15 protein-coding genes and 1 pseudogene are annotated in these 26619 nt (G+C 71.5%); 13 read left to right on the forward strand and 3 right to left on the reverse strand.

Annotation, left to right across the window (positions count from 1 at the left end; genetic code table 11):
• Window positions 1-9: 9 nt before the first annotated feature.
• From OG542_RS39760 to OG542_RS39810, 11 genes and pseudogenes are all read left to right on the forward strand, one after another.
• Window positions 10-1272 carry an MFS transporter gene (locus OG542_RS39760; protein ID WP_328417611.1) on the forward strand — a complete coding sequence of 421 codons (1263 nt, stop codon included), beginning with the start codon at window positions 10-12 and terminating at the stop codon, window positions 1270-1272.
• A complete protein-coding gene (locus OG542_RS39765; RefSeq protein WP_328417613.1) occupies window positions 1272-4598 on the forward strand; it encodes a type I polyketide synthase in 3327 nt (1108 codons plus the stop codon). Before OG542_RS39760 ends, OG542_RS39765 begins: the two co-directional genes overlap by 1 nt.
• Before the next feature lie 47 nt (window positions 4599-4645).
• On the forward strand, window positions 4646-11848 hold the full coding sequence (locus OG542_RS39770; RefSeq protein ID WP_408057886.1) for a MupA/Atu3671 family FMN-dependent luciferase-like monooxygenase: 7203 nt from the start codon (window positions 4646-4648) through the stop codon (window positions 11846-11848).
• Window positions 11849-12044: 196 nt separating this feature from the next.
• Window positions 12045-13250, forward strand: coding sequence for a glycoside hydrolase family 64 protein (locus OG542_RS39775; RefSeq protein WP_328417617.1), 1206 nt, complete (start codon window positions 12045-12047; stop codon window positions 13248-13250).
• Window positions 13251-13495: 245 nt separating this feature from the next.
• Complete coding sequence (locus OG542_RS39780) at window positions 13496-14164, forward strand: hypothetical protein (protein WP_328417619.1); 669 nt, start codon at window positions 13496-13498, stop codon at window positions 14162-14164.
• Window positions 14165-14278: 114 nt separating this feature from the next.
• A pseudogene (locus tag OG542_RS39785) lies at window positions 14279-14638 on the forward strand (hypothetical protein); the annotation flags it as partial.
• 95 nt (window positions 14639-14733) lie between these two features.
• On the forward strand, window positions 14734-15234 hold the full coding sequence (locus OG542_RS39790) for a hypothetical protein (protein ID WP_328417621.1): 501 nt from the start codon (window positions 14734-14736) through the stop codon (window positions 15232-15234).
• Window positions 15235-15477: 243 nt separating this feature from the next.
• Entirely contained in the window at window positions 15478-16329 is an 852-nt protein-coding gene (locus OG542_RS39795; protein ID WP_328417623.1) for a UbiA family prenyltransferase, read from the forward strand.
• Window positions 16330-16397: 68 nt separating this feature from the next.
• Window positions 16398-17486: a type III polyketide synthase gene (locus tag OG542_RS39800; protein ID WP_328417625.1), complete on the forward strand. Its 1089-nt coding sequence runs from the start codon at window positions 16398-16400 to the stop codon at window positions 17484-17486.
• Window positions 17483-18001, forward strand: coding sequence for an isoprenylcysteine carboxyl methyltransferase family protein (locus tag OG542_RS39805; RefSeq protein WP_328417627.1), 519 nt, complete (start codon window positions 17483-17485; stop codon window positions 17999-18001). The genes OG542_RS39800 and OG542_RS39805 overlap by 4 nt, the downstream gene beginning before the upstream one ends.
• A 10-nt stretch (window positions 18002-18011) precedes the next feature.
• The gene (locus OG542_RS39810; protein ID WP_328417629.1) at window positions 18012-19067 is read left to right on the forward strand and encodes an NAD(P)/FAD-dependent oxidoreductase; all 1056 of its coding nucleotides are present in this window, start codon (window positions 18012-18014) and stop codon (window positions 19065-19067) included.
• Window positions 19068-19133: 66 nt separating this feature from the next.
• Here OG542_RS39810 and OG542_RS39815 read toward each other — a convergent pair whose 3' ends face one another.
• Together OG542_RS39815 and OG542_RS39820 are read right to left on the reverse strand one after the other, a co-directional pair.
• Entirely contained in the window at window positions 19134-19556 is a 423-nt protein-coding gene (locus OG542_RS39815) for a DUF350 domain-containing protein (protein WP_184598941.1), read from the reverse strand.
• Between the two features lie 103 nt (window positions 19557-19659).
• Window positions 19660-22191, reverse strand: a complete 2532-nt coding sequence (locus tag OG542_RS39820) for a SpoIIE family protein phosphatase (protein ID WP_328417631.1) — start codon at window positions 22189-22191, stop codon at window positions 19660-19662.
• Window positions 22192-22442: 251 nt separating this feature from the next.
• Here OG542_RS39820 and OG542_RS39825 point away from each other — a divergent pair, with 251 nt between their 5' ends.
• Window positions 22443-23321 (forward strand): oxygenase MpaB family protein, encoded by an 879-nt coding sequence (locus OG542_RS39825; RefSeq protein ID WP_328417633.1) that lies wholly within the window; start codon window positions 22443-22445, stop codon window positions 23319-23321.
• Window positions 23322-23427: 106 nt separating this feature from the next.
• Window positions 23428-25389 carry a spermine/spermidine synthase domain-containing protein gene (locus OG542_RS39830; RefSeq protein WP_328417635.1) on the forward strand — a complete coding sequence of 654 codons (1962 nt, stop codon included), beginning with the start codon at window positions 23428-23430 and terminating at the stop codon, window positions 25387-25389.
• 160 nt (window positions 25390-25549) lie between these two features.
• On the opposite strand, the gene OG542_RS39835 is transcribed toward OG542_RS39830, so the two are convergent.
• The gene (locus tag OG542_RS39835; RefSeq protein WP_328417637.1) at window positions 25550-26608 is read right to left on the reverse strand and encodes a threonine aldolase family protein; all 1059 of its coding nucleotides are present in this window, start codon (window positions 26606-26608) and stop codon (window positions 25550-25552) included.
• Between the last annotated feature and the right edge of the window lie 11 nt (window positions 26609-26619).

Raw genomic sequence — 26619 nt, forward strand, 5'->3', positions numbered from 1 at the left:
GGAAGGTGCATGAGGTACTTCCGTCTGCTCGTTCTGGGCAACGGCATCTCGGCGTACGGCAGTTACCTGAACATGGTGGCGCTGAACGTCTTCGTCTACGACGCCACCGGCAGCGCGCTGGCCGCCGGCCTCTTCATGGCCGTACGCCTGGCGACCAGTGTGGTGTCGGGCTGGGTGAGCGGCCGGCTCGTCTCGGCCTACGACCGCAAGCGCCTGATGGTCGGCGCCGACCTGTGCCAGGCCGTGGCCCTGCTGTCGCTGCTGCTCGCCCCGGACGGGATTCGTCCCGGTCTGCTGTACGTCCTGGCCGTGGTCACGGGCGGCTGCTCGACGCTCTCCCAGGTGGCCCTGCGCAGCAGCATCCCCGAGATCGTCGGCGCGGAGCACCGCGTCCGGGCCAACGGGCTGCTCGTGACCGGACGTTCGCTCGCCATGATCGCCGGCTTCGCCTCATCGGGCGTGGTCGTGGCGCAACTCGGCTACTCCGCGGCGTTCGCGCTGGACGCCGCGACCTTCCTGGTCTCCGCGACCATGCTCTTCCTGCTGCCCGTCCGCACCAGGTCGGTCCCCGACGCCGCGGGCGCCGGCTCGGCGAAGGACTCCGGCGCGGCGCGCTGGACGGCCCGGATGCTGCTGGGCACCGCACCGGTACTCATGGCGATGGTCGCCATCCGGGCGGTCGACGGGCTGGGCTCCTCGTCCCACAACGTCGCCCTCCCCATCTACTCCAGCGGCCTGGACCCCGACCATCCGGCCACGTTCATCAGCCAGTTCTGGGCCACCTGGGCCATCGGCAACATCGTCGCCCAGCAGGTGATCGGGCGGGTCACCAAGAAGTCCGGACAGACCCCGGGGGAGCGGGCGTTCGCACTCGGCGCCGTTGTGATGTCGGCCGGCTTCATCGTGGTCTTCAGCGGGCTGCCGACCGTCCCCGCCGTCATCGCCGCGCTCGTCGCCGGAGCCGCCGACGGGTTCACCGAGATCGTCTACGTGTCGAGGCTGCAGACCGCCCCCGACGAGCAGCGCGGCCGCCTCTTCGGGCTCACCGCCTCGGTGGAGAACTTCGGGTTCGGGCTCGGCATGCTCGTCAGCGGCGCGCTCCTGGAGGCCTTCTCGCCGCTGCAGGTGGTGGGTGCCTTCCACGGCCTTGCGATCGTCCTGTGCCTGATCCTCCTCGGCTGGCTCTTGCGCCGGGGCAGGAGAGCCCCAGCCCCGCCCGCGGAGGAACCCGCCGGCCGTGACCAACCGACGGTGACGGAGGGACGCGGCTGATGAGCACCAGCGAACCCGACCCGCGGATGGCCGTCGTCGGCATGGCCTTCCGGCTGCCCGGCGCCGACACGCCCGAGGACTTCTGGCGGATCATCCGGGACGGCACGGACTGCATCACCCGCTTCACCGACGAGGAACTCGCCGCTGCCGGTGTGCCTGCCGAGGAGTACGAGGCGGAGGACTTCGTCGGCGCCTCCGGGCTCCTCGACGACATCGCCGGCTTCGACGCCCAGCACTTCGCGATGAGCCCCCGCGAGGCACAGCTCACCGACCCGCAGCACCGCATGTTCCTGGAATGCGCCCAGCACGCCCTGGAGAACGCCGGCTACCCGGACGAACGGGACGGCACCCGCGTCGGCGTCTACGCCAGCACCGGCTACCACCTGTACACCATGCAGAACTACCTGCTCAACAACGTCCTGCCCAGCGCTCCGGTGCCCGACTGGACGTCGGGCATGCAGGTCACGGTCGGCAACTACGCCGACTTCACCGCCACCCGGGTCGCCTACCGGCTGGGTCTCACCGGCCCCGCAGTCAACGTCCAGACGGGTTGCAGCAGTTCGCTGGTCGGCGTGCAGTCGGCCGCACAGTCGCTGCTCATGGGGGACTGCGACATCGCCCTCGTCGGCGCCACCGCCGTCCACGTGCCGCAGGTCCTGGGATACCGCTACGTCAAGGGCTCGATCCTGTCCCGATCCGGCCGTCTGCGCGCCTTCGACGCCGGCGCCGACGGCACCGTGGGAGGCACGGGCGTCCTGGCCGTGGTCCTGAAGCGGCTGGCGCGGGCGGTCGCCGACGGCGACACCGTCCACGGCGTCGTCCGCGGCTGGGGCATCAGCAACGACGGCGCGGACAAGAAGGCGTTCACCGCCCCGAGCGCCCGGGGCCAGCGCGCTGCCGTCCGCCAGGCCCTGCGGCGCGCCGGCGTCGGCGCGGACACCATCGGCTACCTGGAGACCCACGGCACCGGCACGCTCAAGGGCGACCCGATCGAGTTCGACGGCGCGGTCGGCGCCTACCGCGAGGACACCGACCGCGACGGCTACTGCGCCCTGGGCTCGACCAAGGCCAACATCGGCCACCTCGACGCCGCCTCCGGACTCGCAGGCCTCGTCAAAGCCCTGCTGGTCCTGCGCCACGGTGTCATCCCGCCGATGGCGAACTTCAGCGCACCCAACCCCCTCATCGACTTCGACCACAGTCCCTTCTACGTCCCCCGGGCCGCCCGGCCCTGGCCGAAGAGTGACGTCCCCCGGCGCGCGGGCCTCACCTCACTCGGCGTGGGCGGCACCAACGTCCATCTGATCCTGGAACAGGCCCCCGAGCCGGCGCCCAGGACCGGTGACGCCGCGCCGCCGGATGTGCTGCTGGTGTCGGGGAGCAGCCGGGAGGCCCTCGCGGACAACGCCCGCGCCTTCCGCGACCGGTTACGGCGGCCGCCCGCACCGCACCTGGCGGACCTCGTCACCACCGCCGCTCTCGGCCGCGTCCACAGCCGTCACCGCCTCGCGGTCCGCGGCTCCACCCCGGCAGCCCTGGCCGAGGCCCTCGACGCCTGGCTCGCCGGAACCGCCCCTGCGGCGGTCACCACGGGGACGGCATCCGGGGAGGGCACCCCGCGCATGGCGTTCCAGTTCACCGGGCAGGGCAGCCAGTACCCCGGAATGGCCGACGCCCTCTACGCGCGTTACCCCACGGTACGCGACGTGTTCGACACCTGTGAGCAGCACTACCGCGACCTCACCGGCGACTCCCTGCTCGCCGCACTGCGGACGGCCGACCCGGCGGACGTACCGGGGGAGGGGCCGCTCGGGGGCACGGACACCGCGCAGCCCGCGCTGTTCGCCCTGCAGTGCGCCCTCGTCCGGCTGTGGCGCGACGCCGGCGTCGAACCACACGCCGTGACCGGGCACAGCGTCGGAGAGTACGCCGCGCTGTACGCGGCCGGAACTCTGTCCCTGGCGGACGGTCTGCGCCTCACCGCCGAACGAGGCCGGCTGATGCGGCAGCGCTGCGCACCGGGCGCGATGGTGGCGGCGCCGATCGACCGGGCGGCCGCCCTCGCCCTGGCCGACGAGGTTCCGGGACTGGAGCCGGCCGTGACCAACGGAGACCGGACCCAGGTGCTCGCCGGGCCCGTCACAGCCGTCGACCGGGCGTGCGCGCTGCTGGACGAACGCGGCACTCCGGGGCAGCGGCTGCCGGTGACCCGCGCCTTCCACACCGCCTTGATGGAACCGATGCTGGCGGAGTTCGCAAAGGTCCTCGACGACGTGGACCTCCGGCCGGTGCGCATCCCCTTCGTCAGCTCCCTGGACGGTGCGACCCGCCTGCCCGGCTGGGCCCCCGACACGGACTACTTCATACGCCATACCCGCGAGCCCGTCCGCTACGACGAGGCGTTGCGCGGTATCGGCACCGAGTCGCCCGGCGTCCTGCTCGAGATCGGGCCGCACACCACCCTCAGCGGCCTGGCCCGCCGGGCGCTGCCCGACGTACCGGCGCTGCCGTCCCTGCGGCGCGGCACCGGACTCGGCGCCCTCTGGGGTGCGGCGGCGGGACTGCACTGCGCCGGAGCGGACGTCGGCTGGGACGCGCTCCTGGCGGGCAGCGGGGGCAGACGCATCCCGCTGCCCGGATACCGATTCCAGCACAAGGACCACTGGACGGGGCACCGGTCGACGCCCCTGAGTACGAGAACAGCAGCGAGAAAGGGAACCGAAGTGGTGCAGCAAGAGGCAGCGGTCGCACGGGTACTCCAGAGCATCGTCGAGGCGACCGCCCGGCACCTCGGCGGGGATCCGTCGGCGATCGTCGGCGACGCGAACTTCTTCGACCTCGGCGCCGACTCGCTGCAGATGATCAGTGTGCTGCGGGAGCTGGAGCAAGCGCACCACGTCAAGGTGACGATGAGACAACTGCTCGAGGAGACGGGCACGCCGCGTCGGCTGGCGGAGTTCATCGTCGCCCACATGCCGGACGCGACCGGGACAGCGCCGACCGAATCCCCGGTCCGGAGGACCGAGCCGGCACAGCCTGTGACACCGGCACCGGCACCGGATCCCGTCGCACCGGCACCGGATCCCGTCGCGCCTGCACCGGCTCCAGAGCCCGTCGCACCGGCACCGACTCCGGAGCCCGTCCCTGCCTCCGTGGTCCCTGCCTCCGCTCCCGAGTACGCGACCCGCGAGGAGCTGGAGGACCTCGCCCACAAGATCCAGCAGATGTCCCAGATACAGCTGCAGATGATGTCCCAGCTCTCCCAGCTGCTCGCCCTCCAGACCGCCTCGGTGACGGAGCGGCTCAACGGCAAGGTGGCCAAGTGACCGGGCTGAACGGCATATCCGCCGCGCTGGACCAGGACCTGGCGGCGATGACCGAACTGTCGCAGCGCATCGCCGAGCAGATGGGCGGGGCCGCCGCTCCAGCCGCGCAGCCGCCGGTCCACGGGCCCCGTGTGACGGTCGCGAAGTCCTCCGGCATGGTCCAGGACGTCTCGCCGCACACCCAGCAGGAGCACCTGACCGACCTCGTACGCCGCTACACCGCCAGAACGCCGACCTCCAAGCGGATCGCCCAGCGCTACCGCCGCGTCCTGGCCGACAGCCGTGCGGTCGTCGGCTTCCGCAGCGGCACGAAGGAGATGCTGTACCCCATCGCCGGCCGCCGGGCGAGCGGGGCACGGCTCGAGGACGTCGACGGCAACGAGTACGTCGACATCACCATGGGCTTCGGCGTCCTGCTCTTCGGCCACGAGCCCGACTTCGTCACCGAGGCTGTGCGCGAGCACCTGTCCCGGGGCATCCAGCTCGGCCCCCGCACCATCGAGACCGGCGAGGCGGCGGAACTCCTCGCCGACCTCACCGGGCTGGAGCGGGTGGCCTTCGCCAACTCCGGTACGGAGGCGAACTCGGCGGCCATCCGCCTCGCCCGCGCCGCCACCGGCCGCGACAAGATCGTCTCGTTCCTGGGCGCGTACCACGGGCACGCCGACAACGTCCTGGGCCGGTCCTCGAACAGCGGTACCGACCAGATCACCGTGCCCGTCTCCCGAGGCATCCCGCAGGCCGCCGTCTCCGATCTGCTGGTCCTCGACTACGGCAGCGAGGCCGCCCTGGAGACGATCGCCCGGAACGCCGGCGACATCGCCGCGGTCGTCGTGGAGCCGGTGCAGAGCCGGCACCCCCAGCTCCAGCCGGTCGAGTTCGTGCGCAGGCTGCGGGAGCTGACCCGCCGCCACGGCATCGTGCTGCTCTTCGACGAGATGCTGACCGGCTTCCGCCCCGCCCCGCGCGGCGCGCAGGAGCTGTACGGAGTGACCCCGGACCTCGCCACCTACGGCAAGCTCCTCGGCGGTGGCTTCCCCATCGGTGCCATCGCGGGCCGCGCCGACATCATGGACGGCGTCGACGGAGGCTACTGGTCCTACGGCGACGACAGCTACCCGCCCGCCGACACCACCTTCTTCGGCGGTACGTACATCCAGCACCCGGTGTCGATGGTCGCCGCCCGCGCCGTACTGACCCACCTCAAGGAGCACAGCCCGCGTCTCCAGGAGCGCCTCAACGCGCGGACCGCCGAACTGGCCGCGACGCTGAACGACTTCTTCGAGGCAGAGGAATACCCGCTGCGGATGAGCCACTTCGGCTCACAGTTCCGCTTCGAGCACCGCGCCGACATGGAGTTGCTCTACCACCACCTGATGCTGCGCGGCGTGCACGTGTGGGAGTGGCGCAACTTCTTCCTGTCCACCGCCCACTCGGACGGCGACATCGAGTTCATCGCCGACGCCGTACGGGAATCGCTGCGCGAACTGCGGTCGGCGGGCTTCTTCCCGGGGACGCGGCCCGTGGCGCCGAAGACAGCACCGCCGAAACCGGCACCGCCGAAACCGGCACCCGCCACGACCGCCCCGGCAGCTGCCCCTGTGGCCGCCATGGCCTGGAACGCCGCGGCAGTCACCGCACCTCGCACGGCACCCGCGAAGGAAGTCGTTCCGCGCACGCCAGACTTCAGCGTCTACTTCTTCGGCGACTACCCACAGGACACCTCGGCACCCCGCCAGGGCCAGTACGAACTCCTCATGGACGTCGCCCGGTTCGCCGACCGGCACGGCTTTCACTCGCTGTGGATGCCTGAGCGGCACTTCCACTCCTTCGGCGGCCTCTTCCCCAACCCGGCGGTGCTCGCCGCCGCGCTGTCCCGCGAGACCGAACGCATCCGGCTCAACGCGGGCTCCGTCGTCCTGCCCCTCCACGACCCCATCCGGGTCGCCGAGGAGTGGTCGATGGTCGACAACCTCTCCGGAGGGCGCGTGGGTATCGGTGTCGCCAGCGGCTGGAGCGCCAACGACTTCGTCTTCTTCCCCGACCGCTTCGGCCGGCACAAGGAGCTGATGTACGAACAGCTGGAAGAGGTAAGGAAGTTCTGGCGCGGCGACGCCGTGCGCCGGGCCGGCGGGGACGGCGAGGCCGAGGTACGGCTCTTCCCCCGGCCGGTGCAGGACGCACCGCCCATGTACACCGCGGTGGTCGGCAATCCCGCGTCATACGAACTCGCCGCCCGCCACGACCTGGGCATCGTCACCAACCTGATGACCCAGACCGTCGAACAGCTCCGGGACAACATCGCCCTCTACCGGCGCACCCGGGCCTCACACGGCCTGGACCCGGACGCCGGGCGCGTGGCCGTCCTGCTGCACACCTACCTCGCGGAGGACCACGACTCCGCGCGGACCGAGGCGTACGAACCGCTGTCCCGCTATATGCGCGCGTCCCTGTCCGTGTTCAGCGGCGTCACCAACAGTCTCGGGCACAGCATCGACCTGGCCGACCTGAGCGAGGACGACCTGGATGCCGTGTTCCGCCGCGCCTACGGCCGCTACTGCGATCAGCGGGCCCTGATCGGCACGGTGGACAGCGTGCGGCCGGTGGTGGACGCGGTGACGGCGGCCGGCGCCGACGAGATCGTCGCCCTCGTCGACTTCGGCGTCGCGCAGGACGCGCTGCGCGGCGGCCTGCCGCGCCTGGACGCCCTGCGGCGCCACTACCGGGAACCGGCTCCCTCCGCTCCCAGTGGCGCGCCGTTGTCGCCCGGCCAGGAACGGATCTGGTTCCTGGAGCGGCTCCTGCCGGGACGTACCGCCTACAACGAGGTCAAGGCCATCCGCCTCGACGGCCCACTCGACGTACCCGCTCTGCACGCGGCACTGCGCGGACTCGTCGCCCGTCACGAGGGGCTGCGTACCGTCTTCGTCGAAGCCGGAGGGGAGCCCCGGCAGGTCGTGCGGGCGTCCGCTGAGCCCGACTTCGAGATCGTGGACGGCGCGCTCCAGGACGTCCTCGCGGCCGAGAGCGCACGCCGGTTCGACCTGGCGGACGGACCGCTGTTCGTCACCCGGCTGGTCAGGCTCGCCGAGGCGGAGCACGTCCTCGTGCTGTCCCTGCACCACATCGTGGTCGACGCGGCCTCCGCCACCGTTCTCGCCCGTGACCTGTCCGCCCTCTACCGGGCCGAACGCGAGTCCACCGCCCCTGACCTCCCGGCCCTCACCTGGAGCTACGCCGACCACGCCCGGGAACTGGCGGCATCCGCGAACAGCCCCGAGGCGGAGGAGGACCTGGCCTACTGGCGCCGCACCCTCGGCGGCGAGCTGCCCGTCCTGGCGCTGCCGGCCGACCGGCCGCGCCCCGCCACGATGACCTCCAACGGCCGGGCGCTCTTCCACACCCTCGACCCGGAACTCTCCCGTCGCCTGCGCGAGTTGAGCCGCACCCGTCGCAGCACCCTGTTCATGACCCTGCTCGCCGGATACGCGACGATGCTGCACCGGATCACCGGACAGACGGACATCGTCGTCGGCACTCCGATCTCGGACCGTCCCGAGCGGGCCGAGCACTTGCTCGGCTTCTTCGTGAACACCCTCGCGCTGCGCCTCGACCTCTCCGGAGACCCCGCGTTCTCCGCGCTGCTGGAGCGCGTGCGCACGGTCGCCCTCGACGCCTACGACCACGCGCGGGTCCCCTTCGAGACGGTGGTGCGCGAGCTCGCCCCGACCAGGGCGGTCGACCGGACGCCGGTGTTCCAGGCCTTCGCCGAGTTCCAGCGCGCCGAACCGTTCCGCTTCGACCTGCCCGGCATCGAGGCCACCCCCCTGGACGCCGGCCCGGACAAGTCCCTCACGGACCTCACCGTCTACTTCACCGACCAGCCGCACGGCATCCGCTGCCATCTGGAGTACAACACCGACCTGTTCGACCAGCACACCGTCGACCGGTTCTTCGAGGCTTTCCAGGACCTGCTCACGGCGGCGGTCGACACCCCCGAGGCAGCCCTGTCCCAGCTCGCCGCCACCGCCGTCGACACGGCGGCCGAGGGCGACCCCGTACCGCGGTCCTGGCAGCACGGCCCTTCCCGCCCCTCGGTGGACACCACCGTCCACGCCCTCTTCGCCCGACAGGCCTCCGCGCAGCCGAACAGCACCGCGGTGCTCAGCGGAAACTCCCGGCTGACCTACCGGGAACTGGACGATCGGGCCGAGCAGTTGGCCTCCGCCCTGCAAGCCCGGCACACGACGGGCGGCGACCAGGCGGGGACGGTGGCCCTGTGGCTGCCGCGCTCCGCCGACCTCGTCGTCGCCATGCTCGCCGTGCTGAAGACGGGCCGCGCCTACGTCCCGCTCGACCCCTCCCTCGGCCGGGCGCGCGCCGAGCAGGTCATCGCCGAGTGCGGGGCCGGGACGCTGGTGTCGACGCGCGAAGAGGCGGCGGCCCTGAGGCTTCCCGGGCATGTGACCGTCGTACCGCCGGACGCGACCGCACCGCGCCGGCAGAGCGTCCCGTCCACCCCCGACGACCGGTCCCCGTGCTGCGTCCTCTACACCTCGGGCAGCACCGGCACGCCCAAGGGCGTCGTGGTGCCACACCGCGGCGTCGTCGACCTCTGCGCATGGCAGCACCGGCGTTTCGCCTTCACCCAGGCCGATCGCAGCGCCGTCGTGTGCAGCCAGAGCTTCGACGCCTCGCTCCTGGAGATCTGGCCGGCGCTGACCGCGGGAGCGTCGATCGTCATCGCCGACGAGGAACTGCGCAGGGATCCGCGGTCCCTGGCCCGGTGGTACGCCGAGCAGGGAATCACCTTCTCGATCCTGCCCACCGCCCTCGGCGAACAAGTGCTTCGCCTGCCCCCGGCCGACCAGCCGCCCCTGCGTCACCTGCTGCTCGGCGGCGATGTGCTGCGCACCCGGCCGCGGCCCGAGGCGCCGTACGAGACGGTGAACGTGTACGGGCCCACCGAGGTCACCGTGCTGTGCACCACGCACACCGTGCCCCCGCAGGGCGAGGACCCCGCCGCCGCGATCGCGCTCGGGCGCCCGGTCGACAACGTGAGACTGAGCGTGCTCGACGCGTCCGGCACCCCGGTGCCCGTCGGCACGGTGGGGGAGTTGTACGTCGGAGGCCCCGGCCTGGCCCTCGGCTATCTGCACCGCCCCGAACTCACACAGGAGCGCTTCCTGCCGGATCCGCTCGGCGGCCCGGACGCCCGCCGGTACCGCACCGGCGACCTGGTCCGCTGGAGGGGTGACGGGACGCTGGAGTTCTGCGGCCGGGCCGACGACCAGGTGAAGATCCGGGGCTTCCGGGTCGAGCCGGAAGAGGTCTCCCGCGTGCTCAACGCCCTGGACGGGGTGCGCGAGGCGGCCGTACTGGCCCGCCGCAACGACCGCGGCGAGGCCTACCTCGCGGCCTACGCCGTCCCCGCCGACCCGATCGGCTCGGAAGCCGACGACCGGCAGGCGTTCGCCGACCTCGTGGCCGAGGAACTGGCGGCCCGGCTGCCGGAATACCTGGTACCGCGTGCCTGGCGGGTCCTGCCGGACCTTCCCATGACGGGCAACGGCAAGCTGGACCGATCCGCGCTGCCGACGCCCGACCTCGTCACCACCGCCCCCAGCCCCAGGCCGGGCACCACCGGCGACGACGCCCCGGAGGCCGGTCATCGCACGGACGTCGAGCGGCGCGTACGGCGGCTGTGGGCGGACGAGTTCGGCATCGACGCGGACGGCATCGCGGCCGACGCCTCCTTCTTCGACCTGGGCGGCCACTCGATCACCGCGATGCGGCTGGTCAACCAGGTCCGTGAGGAGTTCGGCACCGAGTACCCGATGCTGAACTTCTACCAGGAACCGACCCTACGGGCCATGACGGCCCAACTGGCCCTGGCAGCGGGCGAGATGCCGCCGGGCCCGCAATCCGAGTCCGACGAAGGACCCGGCTCGGTGGAACGCCGGGCACCCGCCACCGCTCAGCAGTCCCGTTTCGCCGCGGTGCACGCCGAACACCTCCTGCCCCAGGTCTTCAACGTCGCCCTGCGGGTCACCCTCTCCGGAAAGCTGGACGTGGCGGCCCTGCGCACGGCCCTGACCGGCCTCGTCGAGCGGCACGAGGGACTGCGGACCCGTCTCGTGCCCAGCGGGGACGGCTGGGAGCAGCAGGTCCTCCGGCCCGGTGCGGTGGAGCTGCCGATCGAGGACCTCACCGCACGGCCCGCCGGGGAGCGGCAGACAGCCCTGGACAAGGCCGGCACGGCGGCCGCCGAAACACCGGTCGACCCCGCCCGCGAAACGCCCATGGCCGTGCGCCTCCTGCGCACCGGTGAGAGCACCTGGGTCCTGCTCCTCGTCCTGCACCACTCCGCCTGCGACGGCTGGTCCGTCAGCCTGCTGCTGAAGGAACTGGCCGCCCTCTACGGCGCTGCCGTGCGGGGCGAACCCCACACCCTGCCGCCCGTGCAGTGCCAGCCCGTGGAGTACGCCCACTGGCAGCGGGGCCAGGCGGACAAGGCCGCCGACGAACGCAAGCTGCGGTTCTGGCTGCGCGAACTCGACGGAGTGCCGTTCAACGTCGACCTGCCCCTGGACCGCCCGCGGCCCGAGAAGCCGAGTGGCCGGGGCGGTGCCGTGATGTTCACCGTGCCGGCCGACGTGCGGACAGCCGTGGAGCGGTTGGCGCGGCAACGGGGCACGACGCCCTTCGTGGTCACGGCGGCGGCCCTGGGCCGGCTGCTCGCGCAGAAGTCCGGACAGACCGACGTCGTGTTCAACATCTCCTACGCCAACCGCGAACGCCGCGCGTTCGAATCCCTGCTGGCCTGCACGATCACCGGCTTCGCGCTGCCCGTGCGCGACGGAGCCGCCGGTTCCTTCGCCGGCCTGACGGACCGCATCGCCCGCACGGCGGTGGAGTGCATGGACCGGGCCATGCCGGTACGCCTGATCGCCCCCGCGCTGCAGGAGCGCACGGGGGTGGCCGTGCCGGACCGACTGGACGTCGGCTTCGCGTACCAGAGCTCCCTGGACGCCGAGATCGAACTGCCCGGACTGACCACGGCCATCGAGGATCTCGCCCCGGCCGCGTCCCGCACGGAACTCACCTTCGGCCTCGTCCCGGCCGGGGACCAGCTCCAGGGCTTCGTGGAGTACTCGGCCGACCTCTGGGACCGCACCACGATCGAGGGCTGGACCCGTGACTACGTCGCCCTCCTGCGCGACGAGACCGGCAGGGCGCTCGAGGGCTGACCCCGGTCCGTGTCGCCACCCCGAGGTGCGCCCCGATCCGGCGCACCTCGCGGGCGGTGTCACGGACCTGCCCGCCGACCACCAGCGGGAGCCAGACCATTCGTCTCGACTCATTGACAGGTCCGTACCAACACGGCACGCTCTGAGAGCGCTCTCAAACTTCCCGCATCGGCCCTCTGTCGAACGGAGAAAGAGCATGTTACGGACCCTCAGACGCCGGGCTGCGGCCGTCGGACTGTCCCTCGCGACGGTCCTGAGCGGCTCATTGCTCGCAACCGGAGTCGCCGCGCCGGCCCGCGCCGCCGTCCCGGCGACGATCCCGCTGAAGATCACCAACAACTCGGCCCGTGGCGAACAGGTGTACATCTACAACCTCGGCACGGAACTGTCGACCGGACGGCAGGGCTGGGCCGACGCGAGCGGCACCTTCCACCCCTGGCCGGCGGGCGGGAATCCGCCGACCCCCGCCCCCGACGCATCGATCCAGGGCCCGGCAGCAGGCCAGTCGACGACGATCCGCATGCCGAAGTTCTCCGGCCGCGTGTACTTCTCCTACGGTCAGAAACTGGTGTTCAAGCTGACCACCGGAGGCCTGGTCCAGCCCGCCGTGCAGAACCCGGCCGACCCCAACCGGAACATCCTGTTCAACTGGTCGGAGTACACACTCAACGACTCGGGCCTGTGGATCAACAGCACACAGGTCGACATGTTCTCCGCGCCTTACGCGGTAGGTGTGCAGCGAGCCGACGGAAGCACCGCGAGCACCGGTCGGCTCAAGCCCGGCGGATACAACGGCTTCTTCAACGCCCTCAGGGGACAGCCCGGAGGCTGGGCCAACCTGATCCAGACCCGGTCCGACGGCACCGTACTGCGCGCCCTGTCGCCCCTGTACGGACTGGAGACCGGCGCACTGCCGGCCACCGTCATGGACGACTACATCAACCGCGTCTGGCGGAAGTACTCCACCTCCACTCTGACGGTCACGCCGTTCGCCGACCAGCCCGGCACCAAGTACTACGGCCGGGTCTCCGGCGGCGTCATGAACTTCACCAACGGCGCGGGCGCCACCGTCACCCGCTTCGACAAGCCGGACGCCGCGTCGATCTTCGGTTGTCACAGGAGGCTGGACGCGCCGAACGACCTGATCCGCGGCCCGATCTCACGCACCCTGTGCGCCGGCTTCAACCGCTCCACGCTGCTCGTCAACCCCAACCAGCCGGACGCCGGCGCAGACGCCTTCTACAAGGACAACGTCACCAACCACTACGCCCGCAAGATCCACGCGCAGACGGCCGATGGCAAGGCCTACGCATTCGCCTTCGACGACGTGGGCCACCACGAGTCACTCGTGCACGACGGCAGCCCACGCCAGGCCTATCTCACTCTCGACCCGCTCAATTGACCTGATTGCCCGTCATGGCTCCACGGCCACCTGCACCGCAACCGGCTCGCGGTGCAAGTGGCCGCAGCAATAGTGAAGTTGACTGTTCACTATTTCTGGAAATCAATTACAACTTTACTGTTCCTTGGTGTAGATGAACTGCGGTTTACGTGAGCCTCATTGGCACCACGCGGTGACTTCGGACCCTCTCGTAACAGGAGGGTGTGGTCACTGTCCCCCATGCGATGGTGAGAGGCACCAACGAAATGACGATGAATCACACCCTGCGGTACGGCGGACGCACGCTGGCGTTGACGGCGACGGCCCTCGGGGTGATCGCGACGGCCGTGCCCGCCGCGGCCGAGGAGCAGCCCACCGCGGAGCAGATCATGGCCGACTGCGCTTCCGGAGAGGGCAAGTGCTCCTTCAACTCCCCTGAGCTCGGCCAGGCGTACCTCGGTGAGCCGCGTCAGGTGTCCGACCTGCTCTTCAACTGCACCGACTCGCCCGCCGCCCAGTCGATGTCATGGGCCGACACCGTCGGCTCCTCCCATTCGGTGGGAGGCTCGGTCACCGTCGGCGGAGGCATCGAAGGCATCATCACGGCCAGTGTCACCGCGACGTACAACTACACATGGCAGAGCTCCCACACGGAGACGAGTTCCTTCACCGTGAACGTGAAGCCGGGAGAAGTGGGCTGGATCTCCCGCGCCCAGGTGATGCGGCGGATATCCGGCACCTGGCAGACCCACTACGACGACCCCAAGTGGGGCCACTACTACTGGTTCGTCCCCGACGTGGTCACCGGCCCGGCTCCGAACGGCACGGACGGCAAACACAGCGCGGTCGTGGTCAAGTCCCGCAAGATGACGGCCGAAGAGAAGAAGCTGTGCTCCACCGGCAACACCCAGGACAGGATCTTCACCCGGTCATGAGTGTGTTCGGCGGGCTCGACGACTTCGTCGTGACGTCGCTCGGGGGCTCGTGACGGCAGATAGGGCCCGCCGTACGGCCTACCGGTCCCGTGATGTACCGGTGAAAACCCTGCCGAGTCGGGCGAGTTCGGCCGGGCCCGCGAAGCCGCCGACCAGGCACGCGCCGCCCACGCCCGGCCCCCGCGCTACGAGCGGCTCAGCAACTGCCTGCGCGAACTCGCCCGCCTCCGGGCCCAGCAGCAGAACGCCGACTCCCTCGCCCTGCTCGGCGAGCCGGGACCGGAGGAGGACCGGGCAGAGGAATGGGCCGAGTGCGTCCGCCTCGCGGGTGCCGTGGAGGGCATCTACCTGGAACGCCCCGCCCCCCGCCCTCACCCGCCTCGACGCGGCGGTCTCCCGCCTGACCGCGCCGGCCACACCGAGGGGGCCGAGCCGCTGACGTCGTTGGCGGCCCGGCTCCACGACGAGGAGTGACTCCGGGGGAGAGAGGAAAACTCCGGGCCGCCGGCGCGGGCATGCCGTCGGCCGACGGCGGGCAGAGCTGAACCAAGTCGAAGGAAGGTGGCGTTGTGGCCGGAGTTCACGTCTGCTCTCTCAAGGTCGACACCCCTCAGCTGATCGCGCCGGGAACCACGTACAAGATCGTGCGGTTCCCCTTCGGCACGGCGGAGGCATCGGACGGATTCGAGATGCACCAGGCCGTCCAGCCGGACGGCTACGTCGTGAGCAACTGGGCGACAGACGACCGCAGCGGCCTGATCTGGCCGTCCAAGGCCGGCTGGGGCCATCTGCACGCGATGATCCAGTGGGAATCCGCCAGTGGCGCGGGCGGCTACACCGAGCTGCGCGACCAGTACGTCCGTGACCCGCTGGGCCTGACGCCCACACCCAACGACACCACGGCGACCGAGCACCGCACGCCGACACCCGGAGGCCAGTACTACGTCAAGAACCACGGCATCTTCGTCGCCCCGGGCACCCCGATCGCACTCCGCGTGACACACAACGACGCCGCCTCCCGCCTCCTGACCCTCGCCGAGTTCAAGCTCGTCATCCACGATGCCGCCTAGCGCTCCGGGCACGCCGATTCCACCGGATGCCTGACCGCCTCGTGTGAGCGGCCCGGCAACGTGGGACCGATGCTCCATGCGCATCGTGCTCACCGGGTCGACCGGACACATCGGCTCCCTCGTACGCCGCCCACGGGCCGAGGCCGGGCACGCCCTCGCCGGTTGCGCCCGGAGGCTGCCCGGCGGCCCCGGCGTGTGCGACGAGACGACCTGTCAGGCGCCGGACGCGGGTAGGCGGTGCCGGTGACCGCCGAGGCGGCCGGCACCGCCGACCCGACCCCGGCGCGCCACAGACCGCCGCGTGTGCTCGCGCTGCTCGCCGCCGCCCACGGCGGGCCCGCCCTGGCGGTCACCGTCATCACGGGCCTGCTGGCGCTCCGCGGCGGCCTGCACCCGTTCCACGCCGTCGCCGTCGCGGCGGCGGTGTTCACCGGCCAGCTCACCATCGGCTGGGGCAACGACCTGCTCGACCTCCCGCGCGACCGCGCCGTGGGCCGCACCGACAAGCCCTTGGCCGTCGGCTCTCTCCCGGCCGGCTGGGTGGCGCGGGCCCTGGTCGTGGCCGCAGCCGCCTCTCTCGCGCTGTCCGCGCTCGTCGGCTGGCGCAGCGCGCTGGTCAATGTCGTCCTCGCCACCGGTGCGGGCCACGCGTACAACCTCGGGCTCAAGGCGACCCCGTGGTCCTGGGCGCCGTACGCGTGCGGCTTCGGGACGTTGCCCTCGGTCGTCACCCTCGCCGGCCCGGCCCCGGACTGGGCGCCATGGTGGATGACCGGCGCAGGCGCCGCACTCGGCGTCGGAGCGCATCTGCTCAACGTGCTGCCCGACCTCGCCGACGACGAACGCACCGGTGTCCGCGGCCTGCCGCACCGGATCGGCGAACACCTCTCGCGCGTCCTGGCCGCCCTGCTGCTCACCGCCGCCTCGGTACTCGCCGTGGCCGGTCCCGCCGGTTCCCCTCCCGCGTGGACATGGATGGCCCTGGCCCTGGTGGTCGTCCTCGCGGTGCTCACGCTGTGCGCCCGGGGGCGCGCTCCTTTCCGTGCCGCGGTGACCATCGCCCTGCTAGACGTCGCGCTGCTGGCGGCCGGCTGATGGCGCGACAGACGTCATGCCGGCCGGGCCGGCCCGGCCGCCCCAACCGCCCGATCCCAGGAGCCACCATGACCATGCGCGTCCTCAGCGTCCGCGGCACACTGCCCGAGCACTGCCACCGGCAGGAGGAGATCACCGAGTCCGTCACCACCACCCTGGTCGGGAACACGGTCGATCGCGGCGTCGTCGAACGGTTCCACCGCAACGTGGGTGTCGAGACCCGGCACACCGTGCTCCCGCTGGAGGAGTACGACCGGATCGAGGACTTCGGCCAGTCGAACGACGTCTTCATCCGCGCCGGCGTCGAACTCGGCGGTCGCGCGGTCGTCGACGCGCTCAAGAGCGTCGACCTCACACCGGCCGACGTCGACTACATCGTCTCGTGCACGGTGACCGGCCTGGCCGTGCCCTCCCTCGAGGCCCGCGTCGCGGCGGAGATCGGCCTGCGCCCCGACGTGGTACGCCTGCCCCTCGTCGGCCTCGGCTGCGTCGCCGGCGCGGCCGGCGTCGCCCGCCTGCACGACCTGCTGCGCGGCCGCCCGGACGCGGTGGCGGTGCTGATGTCCGTCGAGCTGTGCTCCCTCACGCTCCAGCGCGACGACACCTCGGTCGCCAACTTCGTGGCCAGCGGCCTGTTCGGGGACGGCGCCGCGGCGGTGGTCGCCGTCGGGTGCGAGCACCCCCTCGCACAGTCCGACGACCCCGCCGCTCCCGAAGTGCTCGCCTCGCGCAGCCGCCTCTACCCCGACTCGGAACGCATGATGGGCTGGGAGATCGGCGCCGGCGGGTTCAGAGTCGTGCTCGACTCCGCGGTCCCGGACCTGGTGCGCCGGTACGTCGGCGACGACGTCCGCCGCTTCCTCGCCGATCACGGCCTGACCAGCGGCGATCTCGACTGGTACGTCGCGCATCCCGGCGGCCCGAAGGTCCTCGAGGCGTTGCAGGACGCCCTCGGCATCGAGCGGGACGCGTTGAGCGTGACCTGGGACTCGCTGCGCCGGATCGGCAATCTGTCCTCCTCCTCGGTGCTGCATGTCATGGCGGACACCCTCGCCAACCGCCCGCCCCCGCCCGGCTCCTACGGGCTCATGCTCGCCATGGGCCCGGGCTTCTGTTCCGAACTCGTGCTCCTTCGCGCCCCGGGTGGTGGGCAGTGAGCAGCGAGGCCCTGTTCACCGTGCTGGTGCTGGCCGTGGGCCTGGAGCGGGTCGCCGAGCTGGCCGTCTCCCAACGCAACGCCGCCTGGAGCCTCGCGCAGGGCGGCGTGGAGTCCGGGCGGGGGCACTACCCGTTCATGGTGGTGCTGCACACGGGCCTGCTCGGCGGCGCGCTCGTGGAGGTGTGGATGCGCCGGCCGGACGTCGTCCCCGTCCTGGCCTGGGCCATGCTCGCCCTCGTCGCGATCTCGCAAGGGCTGCGCTGGTGGTGCATCGCCACCCTGGGCCGGCAGTGGAACACCCGGGTGATCGTCGTGCCGGGCGCCGCGCGGGTGACCGGCGGACCCTATCGCTGGATCCCGCATCCGAACTATGTCGCCGTCGTCGTCGAAGGGCTCGCGCTGCCCCTCGTGCACTCGGCCTGGGCCACGGCGATCGTCTTCACCGCGCTGAACGGATCCCTGCTCGCCACCCGCATCCGCGCCGAGGACGCCGCCCTGGCACGGCTGGCCTGAGGAGACATCCATGGATCTGCTCGTCGTCGGCGGCGGCCCCGCGGGCCTGGCCACGGCCCTGCACGCGGCCCGGGCGGGGCTCGACGTCTCCGTCTGGGAGCAGCGCGCCGGCATCGTCGACAAGGCGTGCGGCGAGGGCCTGATGCCGGGCGCCGTCGCCGCCCTGGCGGCACTGGGCGTGCACCCGCCGGGGCACGACCTGCGAGGAATCCGCTACGTCGCGGGTCCCCGCCGGGTCGACGCCCACTTCCGAGCGGGCCCGGGGCGCGGAGTGCGCCGCACGACGCTGCACGCGCTGCTGCGCGAGGCGGTGCTGGCAGCGGGCGTACGCGTCGACCAGCGCACCGCCCGTCACGTCGCGCAGGACCGGGACGGGGTGATGGTCGACGGCACCCGCGCCCACCACCTCGTGGCGGCCGACGGACTGCACTCGCCGATCCGCCGCGCCCTCGGGCTGAACCGGCCGCGCCGCGCCCGTCCGCGGCACGGGCTGCGCCGCCACTACGCGCTCGCCCCCTGGAGCGATCACGTCGAGGTGTACTGGTCCCGCGAAGCGGAGGCCTATGTGACCCCGGTGGCCGACGACCTCGTGGGCGTCGCGGTCCTCACCACCGCCCGCCGGCCCTACGACGACCACCTCGCCGCCTTCCCCGAACTGAGGGAGCGGCTGGCCGGGGCCGGCCCCGCCGGACCGGTACGGGGGGCGGGCCCGTTCCGCCAGACCGCGAGCGCGCGCACAGCCGGCCGGGTGCTGCTCGTGGGCGATGCCGCCGGCTACGTCGACGCGCTGACCGGCGAGGGCGTCGCGCTGGCGCTCGCGCAGGCGTCCGCCGCGGTCCGGGCCATCACCGACGGTGACCTGACGGTCTACGAGAGGGAGTGGCGGCAGCTCACCCGGCGCTACCGCTGGCTGACGCACGCGCTCCTCGGCGCGACGAGACCACTTCCGGCCCGCGCGGCGCTGGTCCCCATCGCGCAACGCCTGCCGTGGCTGTTCTCCGCGGCCGTCGGCATGCTGGCGCGGCCGGCGGGGGAGCACGCCAGGTCCGGCCGACGGACCGGGTAGGGGTCGGCCCCCTGCCGGACGCGTCCAGCAGGGGGGCCGACAAGCCCGCTCGTCGGGAAGTCCGCGTCAGGCGATGGACGCCGACAGGATGGCCGACACAGCGAGATTGCAGGACGCCGTCACCCACACCGCGGGGTGCGGCTCCGGCTCGACCAGCGCGGCGCCCAGGCGCCCCGGCGTGATCAGGTCCACCACCAGGAACGCCACGGCCATCATCACCAGACCCAGCAGCCCGAACGCGGCGGTCGAGACCAGTCCCTTGCCGAAGTCCTCGTAGGTCGTCCAGATGGACGTGAACACGATGCCACCGATACCGAGCAGCGCGGAGCTGAGCACCATGGCGGCGTTGCGGTTGCGCTGCTCCCAGATCTGCCGGCCCAGCTTTCCGGGCGTGAGCACGTCGACCAGGACGATGCCGAGGACCAGCAGAACCAGTCCCAGTCCGCCGTAAGCGGTGGCCCTGCCAAGTCCGTTGACGATGTCGCTCATGGGTGGGCGGCTCCGTAGCGTGAGAGATCGTGAATGATCGCGGTCAAGGAACAGCAAAATGTAACGCACCTGTTCGGTGCCCCGACCGGCCCCCCTGGCGCTGTCACAGCGGGGGCAGCGCCTGCTCGCACCAGATGGTCTTGCCCGTGGTCGTCTGCCGGGTACCCCAGCCCTGGGTGAGCTGGGCGACGAGGAGCAGTCCGCGTCCGCCCTCGTCGAAGGCCCGGGCGCGCCGGAGATGCGGTGCGGTGCTGCTGGTGTCGGACACCTCGCAGATCAGCGTGTGATCGCGGATGAGCCGGAGCTGGATAGGGGGTTGCCCGTAACGGATGGCGTTGGTGACCAGCTCGCTCACCACCAGCTCGATGACGAACGTCGCCTCCGTCAGCCCCCAGGCGTCGAGCTGCTCGACGACCAGCTTGCGGGCGCGCTCCACCTGGACCGGCTCCGCCGGGATCTGCCACGTCGCGACGTGGTCCGCCGGCAGAGCGCGGGTGCGGGCCAGGAGCAGCGCCACGTCGTCGGCCGCCCGGTCGGTGAGCAGGGACCCGATCACGGTGTCACAGGCTTCCTCCAGGGATTCCGCGGGTTGCGCGAGGGCGAGGCACAGCTCGGCCAGCCCGGCGTCGATGTCCCGGTGGCGCGCCTCGACAAGGCCGTCGGTGTACAGGGCGAGCACACTCCCGGCATCCAGTTCCAGATGCGTGACTTCGAAGGGGAGGCCGCCGATCCCCAGCGGGGGACCGACATGACCGGAGACGACGTGCACCGTGCCGTCCGGAGCCAGGACAGCGGGCATCGGGTGCCCGGCCGTGGCCAGCGTGCAGCCGCGGGAGACCGGGTCGTACACCGCGTACAGGCAGGTGGCGCCGAGGTCCGCCGCGGAGGACCCGAAGCCGTCCACCTCTCCGTCATCCCCGTCTCCGCCGGGCACGGGTTCGCCTTCGGAGAAGTGCAGGATGAGGTCGTCGAGGTGGGTGAGCAGTTCGTCGGGCGGCAGGTCGACATCAGCCAGCGTGCGCACGGCGGTGCGCAGCCGGCCCATGGCCGCGGAGGCCTGGAGACCGTGTCCGACGACGTCCCCGACGACCAGGGCGACCCGGCTGCCCGACAGCGGGATCACGTCGTACCAGTCACCGCCGACCCCGGTCCGCGTCCAGGCGGGCAGGTAGCGGGAGGCCACCTCCACGGCCGTCTGGTAGGGCAGACGCTGCGGCAGCAGGTGACGCTGCAGGGCCAGCGCGGTGGACCGCTCCCGGGTGTACCGGCGCGCGTTGTCGACGGCGACCGCCGCCTTGGCGGCCAGCTCCTCGGCGAAGGCGACATCGTCGGGCCCGAAGGGATCGGGTCGGCTGCGCCAGAAATCCACCGTGCCCACCGTCACCCCTCTGGCCTGCAGCGGTGTCCTGATCCTGGAGTGGATGCCGTACGCGAGGATGCGCGCTGCCGCCTCCGGCTGCTCCGACGCCCACTCGGTACTGTCCCGCAGGTCCGCGTCGAGCCTGGCCCGCCCGGAGAGCGGCACCCGGATCTCGGGCGGGGGCGAGGTCGGGTCCGGCAGGTCCGCCGGACCCGCCAAGGGGGAATCGCCCCGGACACCGTCCGCGGCCACCCGGCGCAGCCGCGTGCCGGCGCCGGCGGTCGGCTCGTCGCCGCGCAGCACCGGTTCCAGCAGGTCGACGGTGGTGAAGTCGGCGAACCTAGGAACCGCCACCCGCGCCAACTCGCGGGCCGTCTGCTCCACATCCAGCCCGGTCCCCACCGACACACTCGCCCCGTACAGCAGCTCCAGGCGCGTGTACAAGAACTCCAGACGCTCACGTGCTTCCTCGGTCCGCGCACGGCTGTCCTGCAACGAGGCGGCCATGGTGTTGAACGACGCTGCCAGCGCGGCGACCTCCGCCACCCTGCTGGAAGGCACCCGTACCTCCAGATCGCCCTTCGCCAGCCGCCCGGCCGCCGAGGCCGCGCGCCGCAGCGGCCGCACGATGGCCCGGTGCTGGAACACGGTGAGCGTGACGATGAGCCCGGTCAGTCCGGCGAGCCCCGCACAGGCCACGACCACCGCCCGCTGGGCGCTGGCGTCCGTGGCGTCCTGGCGCTCCTGGAGCTTGGCCCGCTCATCGGTGATGTACGTGGTGAACCGGGCCCGCAGCGCGTCCACCCGCCGCTTGCCCTCAGTGGTCACCGCCGGACTCGAGGCCGAGGAGTCGTCCCGCCGAACCGCCTCGACCAGCGGTACCGAGTAGTCCGTGACGAACGAGTCGATGTCCCTGTTGATCTGTCCCGCGAGACGGCGCTGTTCCGGGGAGGTCGCCGACGCCAGGAGCCGCCTCGCCTCGGCCGGATAGCTTTCCCGTGCCGCTTGCCAGGGCTGAAGGAACGCCTCGTCCCGGGTGATGACGAAGCCGCGCTGGCCGGTTTCCAGGTCGATCAGATGCTGTTCCAGAGTGCCGGCATCCGTGATGGCTTCGCGGGAGGCCCTCGCGTCAGCCGTGAAGCCGCGAGAGTCACCGATGACCTGCAGCAGGACGGCGAACGCCACACCGATCAGCACCGCCAGCAAGCCGCTCGCCAGGACCGAGGTGCTCGTCAGCCCCAGTCGACTGCTCCCACCATCGGGCCGTGTCCTCATGATCCGCCTACCTAGGTCGTTCGACCGCGGGCGAGGTGACGTCCCCTGGTGCGCGGCTCGGCCTTCCAGGTACAAGGCGGCCGCCGAAGCCACCCGGCGTGCAGAACGTTCGTCGAGCAGTGTCCAGGCTAGTAGAGCCGGTCACCCGTCGCACCCGGCTGCCGTGCCCGGAAGAGGCCTCCGAAAGCTGAACCGGGGCAGAAGAAGTGGTAGAGGACTGATCCCTCTGTCGCCCTGGTCAGGAGGACGCGATGCCCAGGAGACTCCTTCCGCAAGGCGGCCCCTCGCTGCGCGACCGGCTCGGCAGGGAGATCTTCTCCCGCGTGGCGGGTCCGGAGGGCCCGGGCAACAGGGCACGCATTCACGGCACACCCGGTCCCCGCTGGTTCGGCCCCGAGCGGCCCGTCAGGAGGGTGCACGGGGACGCCGCGATGTTCATCGGCGGTCTGTCGGCCCTGCTGCTCCAGTCGCTCCATCCTCTGGCCATGGCCGCCGTGGCCGGGCATTCGGGATTCCGCGGAGATCCGTGGGGACGGCTGCAGCGGACCAGTACCTTTCTGGCCGTCACCACCTACGGGCCTGCCCGCAGCGCGCAGGAAGCCTGTGACCGGGTACGAGCCGTCCACGAGACGGTGCGCGGCACGACCGCCGACGGTCAGTTCTACTCCGCCGCGGACCCGCATCTGCTGTGCTGGGTGCACATCGCCGAGGTCGACAGTTTCCTGCGCGCTCATCAGCGCTACGGGGCGCACCCCCTCGACGGCGAGGGATGCGACGCCTACGTCGCCGACATGGCACGCATCGCCATGGCGCTCGGCGTCCCGGACCCGCCGGTGAACACCGCTGAACTCGCCGCGCGCCTGGCCGCCTACCGCGGTGAACTGCGCGCCACCAAAGAGGCGCGCAGCTCGGCCCGCTTCCTGCTGCTGAACCCGCCCGTCCCGTTCCTCGCCCGCCTCCCGTACGGCGTCATCGCCGCCAACGCCGTCTCCCTCCTGCCGCTCTGGGCCTCGCGTGCGCTGTGGCTGCCACGGCTCCCCGTCGCCGAGGGCCCGTGCGTCCGCCCGCTCGGCACGGCCGTGACCGCGGGCATCCGCTGGGCCATGTCGCCGCCTCGCGACGCGGCATAGCACTACCGGCAAGGCACCTCGACTCGCCGCTCCGAAGCTGGCACTGTGCATGCGTATGAAGCGGGTCGAAACCGGGCAAACCGAAACATCGGTGCGCTTGAGACTCATGCTGGCCAGCAGCACCATGCTCTTCGTCGAGCTGGCACTGATCAGATGGGCGGGCGCCAACGTCGTCCACCTCAGCTACTTCTCGAACTTCATCCTGCTGGGATCGTTCCTCGGCATCGGCATCGGGTTCCTGATCCCCGCGGAGCGCGGACACTGGCTCAAACGCTGGACGCCGATCCCGCTCGTGATTCTCGTCGTCCTGGTCCGCGAGTTTCCGGTGCAGGTGCGTCAGAGCAGCGGCCAGGTCATCTACTTCACCGCTGTGAAGACCACCGGGCTGCCCGAGTGGGTGACGCTGCCGGTCATCTTCCTGCTGACCGCGGTGATCATGGCGGGGATCGGCAAGATCACCGCCGACCTCTTCCGCCGGCTTCCCTCGCTCAATGCCTACCGCTACGACCTGCTCGGCAGTCTCACCGGCTCGGTGTCCTTCGCCGTACTGTCCTGGCTCCGCGCCCCGTCGGTCGTATGGGGCGTACTCGCCGCCGTGGCCCTGCTGATCCTCGGCGGCCGGCGTCACACCCTGCTGTACGGCATCCCCCTGACGGCGATGGTCGTCGTGCTGTTCACGGAGTCGACGACGACCGGCATCTCCTGGTCGCCCTACTACAAGATCCAGCTCGAACCCTCACCGACCACGACCCGGACCTACCACATCTCCGCCAACGGCGTCCCGCACCAGAGCACCGCGCCGCTTCCGGTGCTGATGCGCGAGAACTCGCCCTACCGGCGGGCGTACGAGCAGACGCCCCACAACCCCCACAAGCGCGTGCTGGTCATCGGGGCCGGCAACGGTAATGACGTCGCGGTCGCACTCGCGTACGGAGCGGAGCACGTGGACGCGGTCGAGATCGACCCCCGGCTCCAGCAGATCGGCGCCCAACTGCACCCCACGAAGCCGTACGACGACCCCAGGGTGCACGTTCACATCGACGACGGCCGGGCCTTCCTCGAGCGGACGGACACCAAGTACGACCTCATCGTCCTGGCACTGCCGGACTCGCTGACGCTGGTGGCCGGCGCGAGCAATCTGCGCCTGGAGAGCTACCTGTTCACCCGGGAGGCGTTCGAGGCCGCGCGCGACCATCTGACGCCTGACGGCGCGTTCGCCATGTACAACTACTACCGGAAAAGCTGGTTGGTCGACCGCTTCGCCGGTACCCTCGACGACGTCTACGGCCACGCCCCCTGTGCGACGACGTTCAAACGGAACGCGGCCGTGCTGGTGGCCGGAATGACCACCGCCGACCAGTCCTGCGGGCAGGTCTGGAGGCCCAGCGGCGCGGTCCCGCGGGCCGCGACCGACGACCACCCCTTCCCCTACCTGCTCCACCGCAGCATTCCCACGCTCTATCTGGGCGCGCTCGGCGCCATGCTGCTGGTGACACTCCTGTCGGTTCGCCTGGCCGGGGTCCGCGTCCGAAGCACGTTCCGCTACACCGACATGTTCCTGCTGGGCGCGGCCTTCATGCTGCTCGAAACGAAGAACGTGATCGGATTCGCGCTCTACTTCGGCACGACCTGGCTGGTCAACGCCCTCGTCTTCATCGGCGTGCTCCTGGCGGTCCTGGCGGCGGTAGAGGTCCGGCGCAAGCTGCGGCGGGTCAACCAGATCGTGCTGCAGCTTCTCCTCTTCAGCTCCCTCGCAGCAGCCTGGCTGGTCCCGACGGACGCCGTCCTGTCGCTGCCGTTCCCCGCCCGTCTCGCCTCGGCCATCGCCCTGGCCTTCGCCCCCATCTTCTGCGCCAACCTCATCTTCTCGGACCGCCTCGCCCACGCCCCGGACCCGACCACGGCGTTCGGCGCGAACCTGCTGGGCGCGCTGACCGGGGGCGCGCTCGAGTACCTGGCCCTGGTGACGGGCTATCAGGCGCTGCTGCTGGTGGTAGCCGTGCTGTACCTGGGGGCAGTCGCCGCCGTGCGCTTCGCCGGCGCCGGGACGGCCCGTCCCAAGCCTTGAAGCCTCTTCTCACCGGCGCCGAGGCCTTGATCGGGCCGGCGGCGACAGCGAGCCGTGCGACGGTGCTGCCGATCTCCACGGAGCCGGGGGAGGGGAGCCTGCGCAGCGGCTCAGGCCAGGTAGCCTGCGCGGGCGTCACTGAGCCGTTCCCGGTGAGGGGTCAGGTGGTGAGTCGGCGGACGGCCTCGAGGAGGGTGTCGACGTCGTGCTCGGTGGTGGAGAAGGAGGTGACGAAGCGGCAGACGCCCGGCTCCCAGCGGTCGTGGTAGAAGGCGAATCCTTCCGCCAGGAGTTGGTTGACGACCGGCTGGGGGAGGCGGCAGAAGAGGATGTTCGCCTCGACCGCGTGCAGCAGGTCGGCGCCCGGCAGAGCTTTGAGGCCGTTGCCCAGGCGTGCGGCCATGGCGTTGGCGTGGGCGGCGTTGCGCAGCCACAGGCCGTCGGTGAGGTAGGCGTCCAGCTGGGCGGACTGGAAGCGCATCTTGGAGGTGAGCTGGCCGGCGCGCTTGGCGCGGAAGGACAGTTCCGGGGTGAGGGCGTGGTCGAAGACGACGATGGCGTCGGCGGTCATGCCACCGTTCTTGGTCACCCCGAAGGACAGGACGTCGACACCGGCCCGCCAGGTCAGCTCGGCGGGCGTGCAGCCCAGCGTGGTGACCGCGTTGGCGAAGCGGGCCCCGTCCATGTGGACGCGCAGGCCCGCCCCCTTGGCGATGCCGGCCAGGGCCCGGATCTCGTCCGGGGTGTAGAGGGCTCCTGTCTCGGTGGCCTGGGTGATGCTGAGCACGGAGGGCTGCACGCTGTGCACATCGCCCGCCTTCCGTGTCGCGGCCGCGCGCAGCCGGTCGGGGTCGATCCGGGCGTCGTCGCCGGGCAGTGCGACAAGCTTGGCCCCGTTGGTGAAGAACTCCGGGGCGCCGCATTCGTCGGTGTTGATGTGGCTGTCGCGGTGGCACAGCACGCTGCCCCACGGTGGGGTGAGGGCGGCCAGGCTCAGGGCGTTGGCCGCGGACCCGGTGGAGACGGGCAGGACATCGACCTCGCGCTCGAAGACCTCGGCGAAGCGTGCCCGGGCGCCGGCGGTGAACGGGTCGGCGCCGTAAGGCAGGTCCTGCCCGCCGGCGGCGCCGGCGACGGCCTGGACGATCTCCGGGCAGGCGCCGGCGGTGTTGTCGCTGGTGAATATGTGCTGGGGTGCGGCGGGGGCGGCGACGCTCATGTTCAGGGGTC

The sequence above is a fragment of the Streptomyces violaceus genome, from assembly GCF_036014075.1.
Lineage (GTDB): Bacteria > Actinomycetota > Actinomycetes > Streptomycetales > Streptomycetaceae > Streptomyces > Streptomyces violaceus.